General features: G+C 68.3%; 15 protein-coding genes. 6 read left to right on the top strand and 9 right to left on the bottom strand.

Annotated features, from left to right (window positions below; all coding sequences use genetic code 11):
- Positions 1 to 93: 93 nt before the first annotated feature.
- A complete protein-coding gene (locus ACFQ4H_RS30060; protein ID WP_377577502.1) occupies positions 94 to 975 on the bottom strand; it encodes a tripartite tricarboxylate transporter substrate binding protein in 882 nt (293 codons plus the stop codon).
- Between the two features lie 803 nt (positions 976 to 1,778).
- Between ACFQ4H_RS30060 and ACFQ4H_RS30065 the strand changes: the two genes are divergently transcribed.
- The 3 genes from ACFQ4H_RS30065 to ACFQ4H_RS30075 are packed head-to-tail and all read left to right on the top strand — an operon-like array spanning position 1,779 to position 5,498.
- Positions 1,779 to 3,620 carry an SCO2524 family protein gene (locus ACFQ4H_RS30065; protein WP_377577505.1) on the top strand — a complete coding sequence of 614 codons (1,842 nt, stop codon included), beginning with the start codon at positions 1,779 to 1,781 and terminating at the stop codon, positions 3,618 to 3,620.
- 1 nt (position 3,621) lies between these two features.
- Positions 3,622 to 4,539: an SCO2523 family variant P-loop protein gene (locus ACFQ4H_RS30070; RefSeq protein WP_377577507.1), complete on the top strand. Its 918-nt coding sequence runs from the start codon at positions 3,622 to 3,624 to the stop codon at positions 4,537 to 4,539.
- Positions 4,536 to 5,498, top strand: coding sequence for an SCO2522 family protein (locus ACFQ4H_RS30075; RefSeq protein WP_377577510.1), 963 nt, complete (start codon positions 4,536 to 4,538; stop codon positions 5,496 to 5,498). Before ACFQ4H_RS30070 ends, ACFQ4H_RS30075 begins: the two co-directional genes overlap by 4 nt.
- A gap of 14 nt (positions 5,499 to 5,512) precedes the next feature.
- Here the strand turns inward: ACFQ4H_RS30075 and ACFQ4H_RS30080 are convergent, their stop codons facing one another.
- Positions 5,513 to 9,871 (bottom strand): HEAT repeat domain-containing protein, encoded by a 4,359-nt coding sequence (locus ACFQ4H_RS30080; RefSeq protein ID WP_377577513.1) that lies wholly within the window; start codon positions 9,869 to 9,871, stop codon positions 5,513 to 5,515.
- Between the two features lie 121 nt (positions 9,872 to 9,992).
- Positions 9,993 to 10,964 carry an FAD-dependent oxidoreductase gene (locus ACFQ4H_RS30085; protein WP_377577516.1) on the bottom strand — a complete coding sequence of 324 codons (972 nt, stop codon included), beginning with the start codon at positions 10,962 to 10,964 and terminating at the stop codon, positions 9,993 to 9,995.
- A 277-nt stretch (positions 10,965 to 11,241) separates the two neighbouring features.
- Here ACFQ4H_RS30085 and ACFQ4H_RS30090 point away from each other — a divergent pair, with 277 nt between their 5' ends.
- Positions 11,242 to 12,174, top strand: a complete 933-nt coding sequence (locus ACFQ4H_RS30090) for an SCO2521 family protein (RefSeq protein ID WP_377577518.1) — start codon at positions 11,242 to 11,244, stop codon at positions 12,172 to 12,174.
- Positions 12,175 to 12,234: 60 nt separating this feature from the next.
- Here ACFQ4H_RS30090 and ACFQ4H_RS30095 read toward each other — a convergent pair whose 3' ends face one another.
- Complete coding sequence (locus ACFQ4H_RS30095; RefSeq protein ID WP_377577521.1) at positions 12,235 to 12,837, bottom strand: helix-turn-helix domain-containing protein; 603 nt, start codon at positions 12,835 to 12,837, stop codon at positions 12,235 to 12,237.
- Between the two features lie 65 nt (positions 12,838 to 12,902).
- Between ACFQ4H_RS30095 and ACFQ4H_RS30100 the strand changes: the two genes are divergently transcribed.
- Positions 12,903 to 14,108 carry a benzoate/H(+) symporter BenE family transporter gene (locus ACFQ4H_RS30100; protein WP_377577524.1) on the top strand — a complete coding sequence of 402 codons (1,206 nt, stop codon included), beginning with the start codon at positions 12,903 to 12,905 and terminating at the stop codon, positions 14,106 to 14,108.
- Between the two features lie 2 nt (positions 14,109 to 14,110).
- On the opposite strand, the gene ACFQ4H_RS30105 is transcribed toward ACFQ4H_RS30100, so the two are convergent.
- The 3 genes from ACFQ4H_RS30105 to ACFQ4H_RS30115 all read right to left on the bottom strand — a co-directional run bounded on the left by ACFQ4H_RS30105 (position 14,111) and on the right by ACFQ4H_RS30115 (position 15,846).
- A complete protein-coding gene (locus tag ACFQ4H_RS30105) occupies positions 14,111 to 14,479 on the bottom strand; it encodes a hypothetical protein (protein ID WP_377577527.1) in 369 nt (122 codons plus the stop codon).
- Positions 14,480 to 14,604: 125 nt separating this feature from the next.
- On the bottom strand, positions 14,605 to 15,114 hold the full coding sequence (gene mscL / locus ACFQ4H_RS30110; protein ID WP_377577529.1) for a large conductance mechanosensitive channel protein MscL: 510 nt from the start codon (positions 15,112 to 15,114) through the stop codon (positions 14,605 to 14,607).
- A 42-nt stretch (positions 15,115 to 15,156) separates the two neighbouring features.
- Positions 15,157 to 15,846: a FadR/GntR family transcriptional regulator gene (locus ACFQ4H_RS30115; protein ID WP_377577532.1), complete on the bottom strand. Its 690-nt coding sequence runs from the start codon at positions 15,844 to 15,846 to the stop codon at positions 15,157 to 15,159.
- Between the two features lie 50 nt (positions 15,847 to 15,896).
- Here ACFQ4H_RS30115 and ACFQ4H_RS30120 point away from each other — a divergent pair, with 50 nt between their 5' ends.
- Positions 15,897 to 17,162: a CynX/NimT family MFS transporter gene (locus ACFQ4H_RS30120; RefSeq protein ID WP_377577535.1), complete on the top strand. Its 1,266-nt coding sequence runs from the start codon at positions 15,897 to 15,899 to the stop codon at positions 17,160 to 17,162.
- 29 nt (positions 17,163 to 17,191) lie between these two features.
- Here ACFQ4H_RS30120 and ACFQ4H_RS30125 read toward each other — a convergent pair whose 3' ends face one another.
- Both ACFQ4H_RS30125 and ACFQ4H_RS30130 read right to left on the bottom strand, forming a co-directional pair.
- Positions 17,192 to 17,548 (bottom strand): STAS domain-containing protein, encoded by a 357-nt coding sequence (locus tag ACFQ4H_RS30125; RefSeq protein ID WP_377577538.1) that lies wholly within the window; start codon positions 17,546 to 17,548, stop codon positions 17,192 to 17,194.
- A gap of 110 nt (positions 17,549 to 17,658) precedes the next feature.
- Positions 17,659 to 18,669 carry a DUF4352 domain-containing protein gene (locus ACFQ4H_RS30130; protein WP_377577541.1) on the bottom strand — a complete coding sequence of 337 codons (1,011 nt, stop codon included), beginning with the start codon at positions 18,667 to 18,669 and terminating at the stop codon, positions 17,659 to 17,661.
- Between the last annotated feature and the right edge of the window lie 13 nt (positions 18,670 to 18,682).

The raw sequence follows: 18,682 nt of genomic DNA on the forward strand, positions 1-18,682 counted from the left end.
GACGACATCCTCGCCAAAGTCCAACTCGTTCAAACCAACATCAAGAAACTCGTGGCAAACAACTCAAAGTAAACCGATCAGGATCACGAAACACTAGCCGGCCAGGCCGATCTCGGTCAGTACGGCGGTGATCCGGGCGCTCTCGCTGGCGAAGTACGCCGCAGCCTCGTCACCGCTGCGGTAGAAGTCGGTCCAGTTCTGTTCGGTCAGCGTCCGCTTCCACTGTTCCGAGGCGTGCAGCTTGTCCATGAGGGCGATCAGGGCGGCCCGCTCGCCAGCCTTGATACCGGGCGGCGCGACCACGCCACGCCAGTTCATCAGCTCCACGTCGTACCCGGATTCCTTGATCGTGGGTGTGGGGGTTCCCGCGCCGACGTCGATGCCGATGCTGCCGGAGACCGCCAGCGCACGGACCTTGCCGGATGCGACCAGGTCCTTGAACTCGCTGGCACCGGAGACCGCTGCCGTCAGGTCGCCGGAGAGCAGGGCGGCCTTGGACTCGCCGCCACCGGAGTAGGCCACGTACTTCATCGCCTTCGGGTCCGCCCCGGCTGCCTTGGCCAGCAGACCGACCAGGATCTGGTCGGTGCCGCCGGCTGATCCACCGCCCCAGTTGATCGAGCTGGGGTTGGTCTTCGCGTCGTCCATCAACTGCTTGAGCGTGGTGTACTTGGAGTTCGCCGGCACCACGACGACCTCCTGCTCCGCGGTGAGCGTCGCGATCGGCGTGACCTGGTTGAGCCCGACCGGCGACTTGTTGGTCACCACTCCGCCGACCATCACCAGCCCCATCACCATCAGCTGATGTGCGTCGCCCCGGTTCTTGGTCACCAGTTGGGACAGTCCGAGCGTCCCGGCTGCACCGGGCACGTTGTACACCTCGACCGACTTCTCCACCAGCTTCGCGTCGGTGAGGGTCTTCTGTAGGGAACGGGCCGTGATGTCCCAACCGCCGCCGGGGGCGGCAGGTGCCATCAACTGGACGGTCTTTGTCGGATATTTGACCGCTTCGGACGATGCGTCGCTTCCGGCGCCATCCTTTCCACACCCCGTCGCCGCGAGAACCAGCAACGGTACGCAGGCCGCCAAGCCGGCCCGGCGTCGCAACGTAGGCGCGCCCCGGAGCATTGCCACCATCATCTCCTAACCATGATCCACCGTTGCCGCCTCATTTCGGCCGCGTTGCGTCGATGCTGTCGACCCGGCCACCCCGGGTCACCGTTACGGTCGCGGAGTTCGTTGTGGTCGTTGTGGTCACGCCGCACCCGTCCCTCTGCGACAGCTGCGCGCGCCGCCCACGGCAGTCGTGCATGCCCGCCCCCACAAAGGATTCCGCACCGCCCGGCACCGTCCCCGACCCGACCGACGCCACGACCGGGATGCGCGGGGCGTCGACGCGAGGGACACCATTCCTCACCCGATCACACTGTCAACGATCAATGAATCAAATGATCAAATTGCAGCCGACCAGGCCATCGACTCCGGCCGCCACCCGGTCCCGCGCAATTGACCTTGACCGGAGCGGGACTCGGCACGTCGGCGGCGGGCGGGGACGATCACCACCCGGAAGTCGTCATTTCCCACACTTGACGGATGGGCCATCATTGACTGTACGGCTGGGAACATTTCCGATCTCGGTTGCTTCACGGTGTCGGAACCTCGTCGCACGTTTCTCCATCGTCTATCTTGCTTCCGGGAGCCGCCGGCGACCCTAGCCCCACGACACGAGTGCCTTCATGAAGTGATCGGCGCATTGGCGGATGGTGGTGCACTGAGAGATGAGGATTCAGCCTCGTCAGCAGCTTTTGGAGATCTGGGGTGCCACCGTGCGGGCGTCCTGGCAGGACGAACGGTGGATCTGGGGCGGTCGCGACGGCGCCAATTCGATCAGCGACGCCGAACAGTTGCTCTGCCTCCTGCTACCGGCGACGAAGGTGTCGACATTCAAGATCGACCGGCCGGACGAGACCGCCGACGAAATGATCAAAGCGCTTCGCGCGCTCGGCAATGCCACCCAGATCCCCCGGGTCATCATGCAGGCCCTCCGGGACTACTTCCTCAGATACACCGACGAGTCCGACACGCCGGTTTTCCCGGGCGGCACGTATTTCGACGCCGACGACAAGACCGAGGTCAAACCGCAACAGTTCCAGTTGGACATCGTCGACTCGTACGCCATGTCGATCACTCTTTCGCTGGCGACGATCGGTTTCCTGAAGGTCTTCCGCCGGGCGGTACGCCGCGAGGAGATCCTTCAGGAGATCAACTCTCTGGAGGGATTGGCCAGCATCCGGCTGAGCGCCGCGATGGTCGGGTTGCTACGCAGTTTCGCAATCAACGTCTTCGACGTCGACTCGACCGAGGGCCAGGCGCTCTGCCACATGATCAATCAGAGCGGTCTACCGCAACGGCAGATCGTGACGCAACTGCGGCGGGCGCTCCAGCAGACGATGGCCAGCTTCCGGGAGATCCTGATCGGTTCCGGTCAGGTGGCCGACCTGGAGAACTCGAACCGGCTGTTCGAGTGTGGCTGGTCCTGGGGGGTCGTCAAGGACGCACCGGAGATCGAAACTCTCGAAGCGGTGGGCAAACAGCCCCGGGGCGTGGCCCTGGAGGCACCGTACCTCTACTTCACCGCCATCGCCCTGGACGCCATCGAGGACCTCCTCTCCGAGCGGACGCGGGTCCTCGGCCTGCTCAACGAGGAACAGCAACGACTCGCCCGAGCCCTGCAACTGCGTTGGGAACTCACCCGTACCTACTGGGCCGTCGTCGCCACCTTCGGCGACGGCCACCAGTGGCCGCTGGAGGACATCCCCTGGCGTACCACCGACGAGGAAGCCTCCGACTACTACACGTTGCTGGTGACCTCGCTGGCGGTCAAGGGGCTCCAACAGGAGCGCGGTTCGGACGTCGAACTGGCCCGGGTCGGTCGGGTCCTCGAAGAGTTGTCCAACCGGGCCCGCATCACCCGGAGACCACTCGACCGAGACCCGTCCCTGGCCCTGCACTCGCCCGGGATCCGGCTGCCTCTGGTCGGCAGCGAACAACTCGACGACGGTCCGCGACTACGCTGGATCGTCAGCGAATTCGCCTCGCTGCTGTTCCAGCGGGCCAGCAACGTCGCCAGTCTGTTGACCGATCCCACGCCCCGGGCCAAGCTACTGGAACTGGCCGACCTGACCTGGGACCACCTCCTCAGGCGGAGACTTGACGACGGCCCGAGCCGGGGGCTCTGGGACCAGCCGGGCAAGGTGTTCCGACAACTGCCCCAGCGCTACGACGCGCCGTCCTGGTACCACACCGAGCGGGTCGTGCAGGGCCTGATCGCCACCGCCAACATGCTGGGCCGCACACCGTTGCGCAGCGACCGGCTGGAGGTCTTCGCCCGGGACCTGCTCAACGAGGCCGAGCACCTCTACGACATCGAACTGCTCAGTGGCGGCACCGAAGCCGGTCCCCCGATACGACAGACGTTGCAGATCGTCCAGGTCTACCTGCGCCGGGCCCGGGAGATCCTGAGTGAGCGACCGGCTACCGCGTCGTCTCTGGCCAACGAGGTACTACGCAGACTCGACGAACTCGCTGCGGCTCGCCGCGACGTCACGGGGACGGGCTGACATGTTGGTGTTCGCGGCATCCGACAAGGGCGGCACCGGCCGCTCGGTCACCAGCAGCAACTTCCTCTACCGGACCGCCCTGCAGGGGGCCGACGTCTGCTATCTCGACTTCGACTTCGGATCACCCACCGCTGGCGCGATCTTCAACATCGAGGACGCGTTGCGTGGCACCACCCGCGGTGGGCTGCATTCCTATCTCGACGGAATGCTCAACGAGCCGACCCGGGTCGACGTCTGGAACGACTCCGACCGGGCAAGCCTGCGCAACCGCCCACCCGGTGCCGGACGTCTCGTACTGCTCCCCGGGGACGCCGGTGGTGGGGAGTTCCCGGTCAGCCGCGAGCGCGTCGAGCGGTGCGGAAAGCTCTTTCTGCGGCTGGAGGAGGAGTTCGACCTCACCCTGGTCGACCTGAGCGCCGGCCGGTCGTACGCCACCGACATGGTGCTGGCCGCCACCGCAATGCCCGAGTTGCAGTCGGTCAGGTCGCGGTGGCTGGTGTTCCATCGCTGGACCCGGCAACATGTGCTGGCCGCCTCCGGCCTGGTCTACGGCCCCAAGGGAATCCTGGAGACCGGCACCCGACACGGTCACAACCACGACGACCTGGCCGGCCGACTGCGATTCGTGCGTACGGCCGTCATCGACCCGGACTCCCCCGAGCTCGAAGGTCTACAGCCGGCGCAGGTGGCGTGGCTGCGGGACTGCAACCAGGATCTGCTCGAACTCGCCAGCGAAAGCCGGGTGGGCCGGACCATGCTGCTGGGCAGCGTGCCGCTCGATCCGGTGTTGCAGTGGCGGGAGCAGCTCATCTCCGACAATGACGTGTGGGCCCGACGGATCGCCAACCGTGAGACGGTGGAGGCGTTCGACTCCCTGGCTAAGCGCATCGTGGACGACACAGCCTGGGAGACCCTATGACGACACCTGAAGTGGCATTCGAGGAAACCGCGGCCAGACCCAGCATCGAGTCCGTACCGCTGTCACATCTCTCCCTGGAACTCGGCCATCTCTACATCGAGGAGTTCGCCGGCGGGGTCGAACAACTCCGGCGGCACTTCATCCGGATCGCTCCGTGGGTGGCCGCTGCCCGACAGGCATGTGTCGACCGGACGCCGGCCGGCCGCGCCCGGATCAGCACCTGCTTCCTCATCGACGACTACTTCACCCGGTTCAGTACCCCGGGTGAGGTGGCGCGGCAGTTGCAGGAGGCCACCGACGGCACCGGCCTGGTAATCGACTACTTCGCCCGCGAGTCGGGCTGTGCCCGGGCCGATGACATCCCCCTCGCCGAGTTGGTGCTGACCCAACTCGTCTCGGATCCGGTTCCGCAGACGACGGGAGACCGCCCGCCGACGACCGAGACCGGCTGGCTGTGCAACGGCAAGCGGTCGCCGGCCCTGGATCTGGCACAGGCGATGAGCGGCAGTCGCGGCTGGTTGCCACCCGTCCAGAACGCCGCCAACCGGCACTCCATCTTCCTCGACGTGGAACTGTGGGACTACGAGGAGAACGGCGACCGACGATGGTCCTGCCCGTACCTCGCCGCCGTCTGGCAACTCATGCGGCTGGGCCTGCTGCGGTACGAGGGTGAAGGGGTGACGAACCCCTACCAGCTGGACGACTGGCCGACCGACTGGGACGAATTGCCCGCCGTGGTCAAGCTGAACCCGCACGCCGCCCCGTTCAGCGCGTACCGGACGTTCTCCGTCCTCGGGACCCGCTTCCTGCCGATCGAGCACGCGGTCCGCACGATCCTGAGTCAGGTCTCGATCAGCCCGGCCGTACTCGACCAGATCCACACCCGCAGCCGTGGCGAACGCGTCGACCTGCCCAAGGATCTGGTCGAACGGGTCGAGTACGCCTTCGTCGCCGACTGACCGTAGTCGCCGTTTCACAACTCCACATCCGGCAGATGATCTGGATCGGCTCCCGGCAACCAGGTCAGTGCCTGCCCCGCCAGACGACGGAATCCCGGGTCGGAATCGTTGCGGGCGAGATCGATGAGCAGGGTACGGGTCTTCCGATCCGTACCGAACCGGGTGCCGAGCACCCGCACCGATGTTGCCCGCGTCCACCAGTCGTGATCGTTGATTCGCTCGACGAACAGCTCGTGCACCTCGGGCAACTCGGCCAGCCGTTCCCCCAGGACCCGGAGCGCCTCCCGGCGTACCTGGACGTCCGGATCGCGACGGGCCTTGTCCATCAGCAACTCGGGTATGCCGGGACTGGTCCCGAAGTGCTCGCCGAGGATCCGTACGGCCACACACCGGACCACGTCGTCGTCCCCGGTGGCCCGGTCGACCAGCGCCGCACACTGCTCGGCGTCGGCTCCCAGTTGGCTGGCGAGCGCCACCGCCGCCTCACGGACCAGATCGGGGTCCGGATCCTTGCGTACCCGGTCGAGCAGGACCGCCCGTAGCTCCGGGTCGCCGGTGAACCGCTCGACCAGCAGTTGGACGGCGGCCAGTCGTACCCGGGCGTTCCCATCGTCGCGGACCCGCTTGACGAACAGCCGGAAGGCGCGGCCGTTCGGCCGGCTCCGGTTCAGCACCGCCGCAGCAGCGTGTACGAACACCGTCGCGTCCGGGTCGCGCCGGGCGCGATCCACCAGGGCGTTATGGACCTCGGTGTGCACCTCCGCGCCACGGGTGAGGGACTGCACCGCCGCCAGCCGTACCCGGGCGTCCCCGTCGTCCCGGGCCCGATCGATCAGCAGGAACCGGATCCGGGGAATGCTGCCGACGCAGTCCGCCAGGGCGGTGACCGCCGCCAACCGTACGTCCCCGCTGGGATCGTCGCAGGCCAACCCGGCCAGCACGTCACACACGTCGAGATCGATTCCGACCCGGTCGACCAGTGATCGGGCCGCCACCAGCCGTACCCGGGCATCACCGTCACCCCGGGCCAGCTCCCCCAGGGCGGCGCCCACGGCCGGGTCGACCCCGAGCCGGTCGGCCAGCGCCCCGGCCGCCACCAGCCGCACGTCCGCGTCCCGATCCCGGCGAACGCATCCGATCAGCAACTCCACCAACGGTGGATGCTGCGGGAAGGACTCCACCAGCAGCCGCAACGCAGCCCGGCGGACGACCTCGTCCGGGTCGGTACGGATCCGCTCGACCAGCAACTCCCGCAGCTTTCCGTCGACGTCCGAACGCCGGACCAAAGCGTCACAGGCCGCTCTGAGGGTGCCGGCGTCCCGATCCACCCGAATCCGATCGAGCAGTACCGCCCGGACCCCCGGGTCGGTGCTGAGCCGGTCACCGAGCACCCGGACCGTGGCCCGGCGGAGGACGGGGTCCGGCTCGTCGTTAGCCCGTTCGATCAGCAGGTCACGGGCCTGACGGGTCGCCCCGAACCGTTCCATCAGAACCTGCGCGGCCGTCCGGATCACCTCGGCGTCGCGATCGGTACGGAGGCGTTCCAGCAGCTGGTCACGCAACCTGTCGCTACCGCCGTAGTGGTCGCCGAGGGCCTGTACGGCTGCCCGGCGTACCCCGGGCTGCTCGTCGGCCGCCGCCCGCTCGCACAGCAGGTCCCGCACGTACGGCTCATCGTGGAACCGTTCCCCGAGCGCCTGTACCGCCGCCAACCGGACGCCCGGGTAGCCGTCGGCACGGGCCCGCTCGACCAGCAGGTCACGGGCGAACTGATCACTGCCGAACCGCTCGCCGAGCGCCTGCACCGCCGCCAGCCGCACGCCGGCATGCCCATCGTCGCGGGCGCGCTTGACCAGCTTGGTCCTGGCGCGTCCCGCTGCCGCCTGGTGCGCGGGGCTGGCCGCCGAGGCGTTGGCCAACTGGGCCACCTCGGCCAGCCCGGCGACGGACGCGTACGCCGCAGAACTGTCGTCGATCGAGCCGAGCACCTCGTCGAACAGGTCGTCGATCCGGTCCGTCGGGGCGGACAGCATCGCCGCCAGCCGGGCGGAGTACGTCGACACCGCGCTCCAGACCACCCGTACGCCCCGACGTCGGTACCAGGACAGGTAGATCTCCCGGCCGGGCCAGTTCTGGCCGACGGCCTTCGCCGCGGGCAGGATCTCCTCGTCGATCAGCGCCACGGTCTCCCGGTCGTCGATGGACACGCAGTGCTCCAGCAGCAGGATGATCTGCCGGAGCAGCGCCTGCGCCGGGACGGCCGCCGACGCGAAGAGGTTGCGCACCTCGGCGAGACACTGCGTGGCCAGCGCGAGGTTCCACGGCGGTGGGGCGAACCCGGTCGGTGGCCAGGGCTGGTTGACCTCCGTGGCCAGCAGGTGGATCAGCTGGGCGGTGTGCTTCTCGTGCAACGCACCGGCCAGCAGCCGGAGCACCTCCCGCCAGGAGATGTCGGTCCAGTGCTGCCGGAACAGGTCCTTGAGGTCCTCGAAGCTGACCACCTGATCGTGCTGGAACTTCGCCAGTACCGCGTCGGCGCAGAAGAACTCCAGGAAGGTGCGGTGTACGAAGCCGTACAGGTGTGGACCGTATCTACTAAGGATGAAGTTCCGCTCCCGGAACTGGGCGATCATCAGTCGGGCGGTCGCGTGCGCGGTCGGCGGATCACACTGGTAGCGCTCGATCAGGTATCCCTCGAAGACCTCGCTCAGCTCGTCACCGGCGATGTAGTTGACCGTCAGCCCCCGCTCCGCCGACTGCATCCGGTACGCCAGCCGCCGCAGCAGTTCCTTCTTGTCCTCGGCGTCGATGAAGCTCGGCCCGTTGTACTGGTCACGCAGATGCCGGTTGACGTCCCACTGCTCCACCAGCACCGTCGCCGCGTGGTCGTACAGCTTCCACCGGTCCCTCGGCAACGTCTGGTGCTTGCCGATGATCGCCAGGATGGTCAGCAGCAGCGGGTTGCCGGCCAACTCCTGGATCGCATGCGAATGACGCATCGCGTCGAGCAGCCGGGACCGGCGGATCTCGGCGTCCTCCGGCCGGTCCCGAATCGCCAACCGGTACCAACTGGCCAGGAACTCGGCGGTCTGCCGCTCGTCGAGGTCCTGCAACGTGAAGTGGGTGAAGCCGACGTCGGTCAGGATCCGCCGGGCATAGCCGATGATCCGCGAGGTCACGATCACCCGCGCCTGCGGATGGTCCGCCGCGAACCCGGCGATCTGGCTGGCCACCTCCTCCCGCCGGCGCCGGTCGAACACCTCGTCCAACCCGTCAAAAATGATCATCACCCGGCCGCCGAAGGCCAGGTGCTGCTGCAACGCCGACCGCTCCACACCCAGGCCGTCCGTACCGGCCCGGTGGTCCAGGTAGTCGACGAAGCTCTGGCACTTCCCCTCGCCGACCAGGGTGATGTACGACCGCAGTTCGATCAGCAACGGCAGATGGTCCGTCAACACCGCCAGCCGGGCGTCGAGCTGCCCACCGGCCAGCAGGAGCGCGATGTAGCGGGCCACCGTCGACTTGCCCGCCCCGGGATCACCGAGCAGCACCACCGCCCGCTGCTCCGGCGACCCGAGCACGTCGAACAACCGCTGCAACGGCTTCGCCCGGTACGACTCGTGCAGATGCACCAGCTCGGCCGGATCGACCTCCTCCGGAACGTCCTCGGTGCCGATGTGCCCCTCGGCCTGCATCCGTTGCAGCCACTCCCGCGGCAACTCGACCGGGGGCGGATCCTCCCGTACCGACTGCTCCACGAACACACTGGTGAGCTGGATCTGCAGGTACTCCTCGGTCTGCGCCGGGGTGAGCACATCCAGATCGAGTACGCCGTACTGCTGGCGGAGCCGATCCCGGTACCGCTTGATCGTGGCCGGGCTCAACGCCTGCAGGCTCTGCTCGGACCAGCCCTTCTCCGCCAACCGGTTGGCCACCGCCGCGGTGACCTGGGCGGCCAGGTCCGCCGGATCGGTGAAGGTGCCACACAGATACCGGTCGGCCAGCTCAGCCCGTAGTTTCTCGATCTTCTCCGCGTCCGTACCCCGATCGACGTAGCAGCGGGGCCACGGTGCGGTCTCGGCCAACAGGAAGATCAGACAGGGCTTGTCACTGGCAACGGCCTGCCGATATTCCAACTCGGTGATCGACTGGTCGTAGCCGGCCGGCACGAAGCCGTATCGCCACGCGAATATCCCGACGTAGATATCGCATTCGGCCACATCGGCCAGGCACCGCTCCAGCGGTCTCCGCCCCTCGGCCACATAGGACTCCATGGCCATGTCCTCGACCCGCAGTCGGCGCAGGGCGAGCTGAACTGCGGCGCGGCAGTCCTCCAGGTCCCGGAATGTGGCTGAGACGTAGACCTTGGTCACGGCGGTTTCCTTATGACGTGAGCGGCCTGTCTCGCAACCGTAGCAACGGGACGCACGGATTTGTTTCCCAGCTGATGGTCGGCAACCTGACGCGGCTCACATCCGTCTCTCCGCAGATCACTCAGAACAGCGCCGGCGCCAGCAACTCGACGATCGAGAGGACCTCCAGAGCGCACCCCCAGGAGAGGCTCACCCCGCCCCCGCCATGCCCATAGTTGTGAATCACATGCTGCCCACCTACATTGACCTGCTCAACTCTCACCTGAGGGCGCAGCGGCCGGAGACCGACCCGATGACTACGAACCCGAACCTGGGCGAGAGCCGGCTCGATCATGGCGCAGCGACTGATGATCGCTTCAGCGGTGTCCGCCCGGGGCGTCGTGTCGGACCGGCCGTGTTCGAGCGTGCCACCGAGAATGATCTGGTCGCCCTGCGGCAGGAAATACGTCAACTCGGGTGAGTCCTCCGACGTTTCCAGAAAGAACCGGTGAACGCCCGGGTTGTCGGCCACCACCAGCTGCCCACGGGCCGGCACCACGTCGGTGTCCGGCACCGCCTCCCGGGCTCCGGAGCCGGTGCAGTTCACGACCACGGGGGCCATGCCCCGGACGCTGTGGATCGAGTTCACCGACGCCCGTTCGATCTGCCCGCCCGCCTGAATGAACCTTCGTAGCAGGTAGTCGAGATAGGTCGGCATGTCGACCACCGGAGCGGTGTAGCGCCAGCCGCAGAGAAATCCGATCGGCAGTTCCGTGGCGGAGCACAGCTCGAAGTCGTCGACGCCGGTCAACCAATCATGTGGGCGACACACGCTACGCGAGGCCTCCATGCCACTCACCAGTCGCACCCCGGTACCGCGCTGGGTCGCCAGTGGCTTGAGAATCGACAGGGTCTGGTGACTCCACATCAAGATCCGGTCATGTACCGCCAGCAGCGGGCCCCAAATCGCGCCGGATGCATGGGACGACGTATCCGTTGGCAGCTCCCGGGTCCGGACCAACACGGTCCGCCCGCTCTCGGCCAGACATAACGCCGTCGTCAGTCCACAGACACCGGCGCCAATAACAAGGACGTCTATATTTTCGGGGGTCATTCGTTGAGGATATTGCCGGGTTTACCATCGCGGTACCGCAACAGATCGGAGAAAACAACACATTCAGGATCCTCGTTCGATAGTCGATCATCTCAGCGATCACCTCAATGATCGTCAGATGCCCGACGAGGGGGGAAATCAACCATTAGTGCCCTTGCGCGCGTCGTACCGGTCAGTCGTGCGTTGCACCATCGGCGGATGATGGAATGCAATCAGCTGATCGGCCTCGAACGATGGCGTACGACGCCGACACCGGGCGTGATATTGCGGAGGTGCCATGCTGACCTTGGGCGAGGTCCACACCGGACTTCTTCAGAACTCGACCTCGCTTTCCCTGGACGACACCATGCGACTGCTCGATCTGATGGTGGGGGAACGGGTACGGCGCTCGGAGCGGCCGATCGCCTACGCCGTATCGCCCGATCAGCTCACCGGCATCGACTGCCAACTGCCGACGCGCACCGGCAGCCGCGTCCGGGGCGTGGGAACCGTGGTCTCACACGCGGCCGTCACCGGTGGACACGTGCTACAGGGATCCACCTACACGCGGATCGGCCGCGCCGCTGCCAATCGTCGGCTGGTCTGGTCGCACTACCTGTCCCGCCCCGGCCAGGTCGAGACCATTGGCAAGGTCGACGCACGGGACGTGGGCCGGGGCTTCCTCGGCGCCATCGACCCGCCGAACGTACTCAACGTCGGCGCTGTCAGCGCCCGCCTCATGGATGCCGTACAACAGGCGTCCCGGCTCGACCGCCGGCCGCCGTTCCGGACCCAACGGACGCGACTGCGTTGGCTGGTGCTGCCCGCAGCGGACTCGGACACCGAGCCGCACGGCACCTTCCGGGTCGAGTCAGCCACGCTCCGCACGCTCGAACTGACCGTGTCGCACGACGACATACCGGCGATCGTCGCCCTGTGCGAGGACCTCGCCCTGCACGACTGGTTACTCACCACGCTGTTGTCGCTCATCGAGGCCAGCCTCACCGGGCCGGGCACCCGCGCCCAGAAGATCGACCGGCTGCGTCCGGCCATCGACTGTCTGCTGCACCTGTGGATGCCCGCCGCCCGGCTGGACGAGGCCGTCCTGCCGGTCTGGCAGGCTCTAGAGCGTCGTCCCGGCTTCACCCGGCAGTGGCAGTCCTCGGTCAACCGCATCCGCGACCAGGTCACCCTGAGCACCATCGCCCTGCTCGAAGCCTCGTCGAACTGATCGGGACCGGACCGGGGCGCGATTGACAGCAGGAGCATCGCAGGGACGGCACGGGCGAACTCACGGCACCGTGGCCGGGCTTCGCCGGGGATAGCGTACGACCAGGCTCGCCAGCACCTCCTCGTCGCCGTACGCCTGGTAGACGTGTGGCACGTCGGACTGCCAGGAGATGTGCTCACCGGCCCGGGCCACCTGCGGCGAGTCGACCGGCCCGGCCCGGAGCGCACCGGCGAAGACGGTGATGTGCTCGGTCACCCCGGCATGGTGGGCGGGTGACGTCTGCACCGGTCCCGGTGGAACGCGCAGCCGGTACAACTCGTAGGTCACCGTCCCGTCCTCGAAGACCTCCAGCAGGGTGGCCTCCACGGCTGCGCCACGTACCCTGGCCGGCGCACCGGCCCCCGGCTCGGCCAGTACGGCGGCCAGCGGCACCCCCAGGGCCGCCGTCACCGCGTAGAGCGTCTCCAGGGTCGGGTTCCGGGTGCCGTTCTCCAACCCGGACAGCGTCGCCTTGCCCACCCCGGCCCGCCGGGCGAGCGCGGACAGTGACACGCCGCGCTCCTCCCGGAGTCGACGCAACCTCGCCCCGACATCGTCCGCGTGGGCGTCCAGTGCCGGCCGCCGGCCCGGAGCCGCCCCTTGGTTTGGTGAGCGCGAGTCCATGGGGTTATCGTGCAACACCCCTGCGTTCCGTTTACGGAACGCCGCATCGTGCCGAAGGAAGGTCGATGTCCCGCCTGTTGCAGCCGGTTCTGGCCGGCGTGGTGACCGCCCTGGTCGGCTTCGCCAGCTCATTCGCCATCGTCCTGGCCGGCCTACGCGCCGTCGGGGCCACCGAGCAGCAGGCCGCGTCCGGCCTGCTGGCGCTCTGCGTAACGATGGGACTGACAGCGGTCTGGCTCGGCGTACGACACCGGATGCCGATCAGTATCGCCTGGTCGACGCCGGGGGCGGCGCTGCTGGTGTCCACCGGCACGCTGCCCGGCGGGTTCCGCACCGCCATCGGCGCGTTCCTGGTCTGCGCACTACTGATCATCGTCGCCGGGCTGTTCCCGATCCTCGGCCGGTGGATCGCGGCGATCCCGAAGTCGATCGCCGGGGCCATGCTGGCCGGCGTCCTGCTCAGCCTGTGTATCGCACCGGTCCGCGCCCTGGTCGACGTACCGACCCTGGCCGGACCGGCGATCCTCACCTGGCTGGTGCTCAACCGCTTCGCTCGACGATGGGCGGTACCCGCCGCCCTGGCGGTCGCCGCGCTGGCGATCGCGGTGACCAGCCCGGCCGACGGGCTGGCCGGAATACCGCTGCGACCCGCCGTCGAGTTCCAGGCACCCGACTGGAACGTACCGGCGCTGGTCAGCCTCGCCCTCCCGCTGTTCCTGGTCACGATGGCGTCGCAGAACGTACCGGGAATGGCCGTGCTGGCCGGGTACGGCTACCGCCCGCCGCTGCGCGGCATCCTCCTCGGCACCGGCCTGGCCAGCGCCGTAGCCGCCCCCTTCGGCGGGCACGCGGTGAACCTGGCCGCCATCACCGCGGCACTGGCCGCCAGCCCGGACGCCGACCCGGACCCGGGGCGCCGATGGATCGCCTCGGTCACCGGCGGCATCTCGATGGTCGTTCTCGGGCTGAGCGCCGGCCTGGCGACTGCCCTCGTGATGCTCTCCCCGCCGGTGCTGATCGAGGCGGTGGCCGGGCTCGCCCTGCTCGGGGCGTTCGCCGCAGCCGTCGCCACCGCAGTCGAGGAGCCGAGCGGACGGGAGGCAGCGGCGGTCACCTTCGTGGTGACCGCGTCCGGAATCACCCTGCTCGGGGTGGGGGCCGCCTTCTGGGGGCTGTTGGCGGGTGGGCTACTGCTGCTCCTCCAGCCTCGCCGCCGTACCCCGACCGGGCCACCGGCCGACACCCGGTCACAGGTCCCGGCAACTCGATGACGTCAGTCCTCCGGTACGAGATCAGCGGTCAGCACGCTCAGGCGTACCTCCTCCGCGTTCACCGCATGGATCTGGTCGGCCTCGACATAGACGTCACCATCGAGCGGGCGACGGGCCTCGACCTTGACGAAGCCCTCACGCAGCAGTCGCGCGGCCGTGTCCGCCGGCACCTCCGGTTCCTCGGCGCCGGCCGTCATCAGCTCGTCGAGGCCGACCTCCGTGTCCGGGGTCGGCGCCTGCACGATCACCGCATTCGGGTCGCCCAACTGGACCATGTCCACGATGCCGACGATCGCTCCGGCCGCGTCGACGACCCGCATCCCGGGAGAGACCTGGACGATCGGCTCCTGGGAACCGCGCTCCTGCTTCATCGGATCGCGGTTCCCAGGTCCCGGACGGCTAAACACCGGTCCCGGAGGGCTGCTCAGCCGGAGCTGTTCGACCGAAGCAGGGCGGCTGACCGCCGGACGAGCGGAGGTCAGCCCTGCGCCACCGTTCAGCGGTCGGACCGTGGCGTGTTCCAGTCGACCGGGCTGTCCGGACCACCCTGTCGCTGCGCGGGCACCCGGCCGGCGGCGACCAGCGCGTCCCGGATCTCGGTGAGCAGCTTGACCTCTTCACTCGGCGCCGCCGGCGGCGGCTCCTCGCCCCGCTTACGCCGCTCGGCCAGCTTGTTCATCGGGAAGACCACCAGGAAGTAGAGCACCGCTGCGGTCAGGACGAAGGTGATGGCGGAGTTGACGAAGGCGATCCAGTCGAACGGCACATCGAAGATCTTGGGAACGGCGTGATCGGCTCCGCTGGTGGCCTTCTCACCTGCGGGGGTGGCCCCGTCCAGACCATCCGCCCTCCCGGTGATCAGAAGTACGACCACCGTGATCAATGGCTTCAGGAACGAGTTGGTCAGCTGTGTGACCACGCTGGTGAAAGCCGCACCGATGACGACACCGACCGCAAGGTCGACGACGTTTCCGCGCATGATGAAGTCTTTGAAGCCCTTGAGCATCGCGCCCACTCCCGAGGGGTCCGGTTTCCTGTCCGCGACAACCTATGCCCCGTCGGGCGCTTCCAGAAAAGCGCCGGCCTCGCGGGCTGCCCGGATCGGGTCACCGGCCCGGATCGCCTCGACCAGTCGCCCGTGATCGACGTACCGGTCGGGGGTCAGCTCCCCGCCGACGGCGACGCTGTCGGTCAGTGTGATCTGCATGGCCGCACCGACCGAGGCGTACAGCTCCGCCAGCATCGTGTTGTGCGCCGCCGCCATGATCGTCGTGTGTAACGCCACGTCGGCGGAGACGAAGTCGGCGACGCGACCGGCCCGCCAAGCGGCCTCCCGGACGGCGAGCGCCCGGTCGAGGGCGGCCAGGTCCTCCGGGGTACGCCGCAGCGCCGCCAGCCGGGCGCCCTCCACCTCGAAGGCACGGCGTACCTCGACCACCTCGGTGGCCTGGGCGTCCGCGACCCGACGACCGACCGCACCGGACAGCTCGTCGGTGGAGACGACGTAGGTGCCGGAGCCCTGCCGGCACTCCAGCACCCCGGCATGGACGAGGGCGCGGACCGCCTCGCGGATCGTGTTTCGCCCCACACCGAAGGCGTCGACCAGCTGCGGTTCTGTCGGAATCTTGCTGCCCAATGGCCAATCGCCATCGGCGATCCGGGCTCTGAGCTGCTCAATCACCTGTCGGACGCGGGTCCGGCGGGGAGCAGGGACTGGGGAATCAGCGGACGGTGTCATCGGTTACATCATCCGACCAGAATTCATCCCATGATTGTAGGGTCACCCGTATGACTCCGCCACCATCCGCCACCTACACCGAGCCCGTGGCCCCCGCGCCGGTGGTCACACAGCCGGAGGGGCGGGTGGCGGCCACCCCGGTCCGGGGCAGCGTCATCGTGCTGGTCGGCATCCTCCTCGTCGCGATCAACCTGCGCGCCGCCATCACCAGCCTCGGCGCACTGCTCGACGAGGTACGCACCGGACTGCACCTCTCCGGCACGATGTCCGGCCTGGCCACCACCCTGCCGACCATCGCCTTCGCCGTGTTCGGCGCGCTGACGCCCTGGCTGATCCGCCGGTTCTCCCCCGCCCGGGTGCTCGTCGCCTCGATGCTCGCCCTGACCGCCGGACAGGCGCTGCGGGTCACCACCGACGCCTCCCTGGTCTTCCTCGCCACCAGCGCACTGGCGCTGGCCGGGATCGCGGTGGCCAACGTACTGCTGCCGATGCTGGTCAAGCAGTACTTCCCGCATCGGGCCGGGTTGATCACCGGTGCGTACACGATGATGCTGACCGTCGGTTCGACGGTTGCCGCCGCAGCCTCCGTACCGATCGCCCACGCCTTCGGCTCGTGGCGGGCCGGTCTCGCCGCCTGGGCGGTGCTGGCGGCGTTCGCCGTACTCCCATGGCTGCCCGCCGCGCTGCGACGGACCCGGCGGATCGAGGGCCGCGCCGCCCGGACCGCGACCGACAGCCGGGTACGTCCCGGTCGCACCCGGCTCGGCTGGGCGATGGCCGTGTACTTCGGCACGCAGTCGCTGAGCGCGTACGCCATCATGGGCTGGCTGGCACAACTCTTCCGGGACGCCGGCTACAGTGCCCAGAACGCCGGGCTGCTTCTGGCCGGGGTCACCGCACTCGGCGTACCGATCGCCCTGGTCATGCCCACGCTGGCAACCCGGCTACGGACACTGCGCCCGCTGGTGCTGACGCTGTCGGCGACCTCGGTGGCGGCCTATCTCGGACTGGCCGTCGCGCCACATGACGGCGCGTTGCTGTGGATCGCGCTGCTGGCCATCGGGCAGAGCGCCTTCCCGCTGGTCCTGGTCGCCATCGGGCTTCGCGCCCGGACCACCGAGGGTACGGTGGCACTCTCCGCGTTCGCCCAGAGCATCGGGTACGTCATCGCGGCGCTCGGCCCACTGCTGGTCGGAGTGATCTACGAAGCGACCGGGGGCTGGCGGCTGCCCATCGGTTTCCTGGTGCTCGCCCTCGCTGTACAGACCTTCGCCGGGTTGGCCATCGCCCGACCGCGCTTCGTCGAGGACGAGTGACCTCGTCGCGTCGTTCGCGCGCCTTCGGGTCAGGACGACGTGGTCGTCGCCTCGCCGGCCAGGGCCTCGTCGACCGTGGGGTAGGTGTTCAGCACCTCCACCAACCCACTGACCTCCAGAATGCGCATCACGCCACGCTGTGGTGCGGCCAGTCGCAACAGGCCACCGGCCTCGTCACAGCCGTTCTTCGCCCGGACGAACACCGACAGCCCCGTGGAGTCGCAGAACGACAGGTCAGCCAGGTCGAACACCAACCGGTGGTGTCCCTTGTCGAACAGCTCCGTGATCTGGTCCTGCAACGTCGGCACGGTGGACATGTCGAGCTCGCCCCGGACCGACACGACGACCATGTCACCGCGCTGTTCCGCCTGCACCACCAAGGACATCCTCGACCTCCCCTTCCCGGTGGAACGGTACTCCACCGATTGGGCGAGCCACAGTATAGGAGTTCATCGGCCGATCCCGGGGCCCGCCGGAACGCGGCCGGTCCGAACGGTCAGCTGGTCCGAACGGTGACACCTCGGGAGCCGGCCGTCGCATGCAGTTTGAGCCGGTCGATCCGGGCATCGGGCGGAATGTCGTAGACCAGCAGGCCGGTGACCCGGCTACCCGGGTTGATCTCGGCAAGGAAACTCTGCTGGTTGACGTTGGCCAGGAAGCCGGCGGTCCGGTCCGGACTGAACTCCATCCCGTTCGGCTCGTACGCCCGCTGGGCCGACTCGGGGACGGTGGCCAGCCCGCTGCCGAGGTTGCGGGCGGCCAGGTCGACGATGCAGAACTGGCCTATCGCGCTCTGGCTGACGAAGGGGTCACCGATCTGGCCGATTCCGCACTCCACACCGCGTACCTCGAACTCGATGTCGCCGTCGCGGGCCGGCTCGCGCAGCCCCACGACCCGTTGGCTCCGGTCACTGATCGCGTCGAAGATGTCGCTGCCCCAGAACAACACGGTCGCCCCGGCGGCAACGCAACAGCAGGACAGCAGCGCCGCAACGATCCCGAGGATCAGCCAGAGCCGTCGGTCGACGGTGGGCCCCGACGACGTACCTTCCGGCGGTGGCGCAGTTGGCGGCGGAGGTCCGGCCGCTGGCGGCGGCTCGTTGCCACCGCCTATCGACGGTGCGGTGTACCGGGTCTCCGGCGTAGACCAGTCCGGGGCCCTCGGCACGGCTGCGGCGTTCGGTTGAACCGGATGCTGCTCGGCCGTGCCCGGTAGCGACTGCGCGGGCGGCGGTTCGGTGGTGATCGGTTCGACCGGAAACGGCTCCTCCACCGCACCGTCGGCAGCCGGGTCCGGAGTCGGCTCCCGGGTGGGCCCCACCGGGGGCGGGGGATCGATCGCCCAGTCCCATCGCTGGTTTCCTGGCCCGCCATCGCCGCCGGTGGGCTGGTTCTCCCCACCTGGCTGGTTCTCCCCGCCTGGCTGCGTTGTCTCCCCGCCTGGCTGACGTACGGGTTCAGCGCGGGGCGGTGTCGAGCCGCTTTCCGTCGGGTCGGGCGTGGTCATCGCGATCCCCCGA

This window comes from Micromonospora sonneratiae (genome assembly GCF_042679305.1).
Lineage (GTDB): Bacteria > Actinomycetota > Actinomycetes > Mycobacteriales > Micromonosporaceae > Micromonospora_H > Micromonospora_H sonneratiae.

Coding starts and splice junctions, on each gene's coding strand:
- ACFQ4H_RS30060 (WP_377577502.1), bottom strand. CDS start 975: ATGGCACCTGCCGCCCCCGGCGGCGGTTGGGACATCACGGCCCGTTCC.
- ACFQ4H_RS30065 (WP_377577505.1), top strand. CDS start 1,779: ATGAGGATTCAGCCTCGTCAGCAGCTTTTGGAGATCTGGGGTGCCACC.
- ACFQ4H_RS30070 (WP_377577507.1), top strand. CDS start 3,622: ATGTTGGTGTTCGCGGCATCCGACAAGGGCGGCACCGGCCGCTCGGTC.
- ACFQ4H_RS30075 (WP_377577510.1), top strand. CDS start 4,536: ATGACGACACCTGAAGTGGCATTCGAGGAAACCGCGGCCAGACCCAGC.
- ACFQ4H_RS30085 (WP_377577516.1), bottom strand. CDS start 10,964: ATGACCCCCGAAAATATAGACGTCCTTGTTATTGGCGCCGGTGTCTGT.
- ACFQ4H_RS30090 (WP_377577518.1), top strand. CDS start 11,242: ATGCTGACCTTGGGCGAGGTCCACACCGGACTTCTTCAGAACTCGACC.
- ACFQ4H_RS30095 (WP_377577521.1), bottom strand. CDS start 12,837: ATGGACTCGCGCTCACCAAACCAAGGGGCGGCTCCGGGCCGGCGGCCG.
- ACFQ4H_RS30100 (WP_377577524.1), top strand. CDS start 12,903: ATGTCCCGCCTGTTGCAGCCGGTTCTGGCCGGCGTGGTGACCGCCCTG.
- ACFQ4H_RS30105 (WP_377577527.1), bottom strand. CDS start 14,479: ATGAAGCAGGAGCGCGGTTCCCAGGAGCCGATCGTCCAGGTCTCTCCC.
- mscL (WP_377577529.1), bottom strand. CDS start 15,114: ATGCTCAAGGGCTTCAAAGACTTCATCATGCGCGGAAACGTCGTCGAC.
- ACFQ4H_RS30115 (WP_377577532.1), bottom strand. CDS start 15,846: ATGACACCGTCCGCTGATTCCCCAGTCCCTGCTCCCCGCCGGACCCGC.
- ACFQ4H_RS30120 (WP_377577535.1), top strand. CDS start 15,897: ATGACTCCGCCACCATCCGCCACCTACACCGAGCCCGTGGCCCCCGCG.
- ACFQ4H_RS30125 (WP_377577538.1), bottom strand. CDS start 17,548: ATGTCCTTGGTGGTGCAGGCGGAACAGCGCGGTGACATGGTCGTCGTG.
- ACFQ4H_RS30130 (WP_377577541.1), bottom strand. CDS start 18,669: ATGACCACGCCCGACCCGACGGAAAGCGGCTCGACACCGCCCCGCGCT.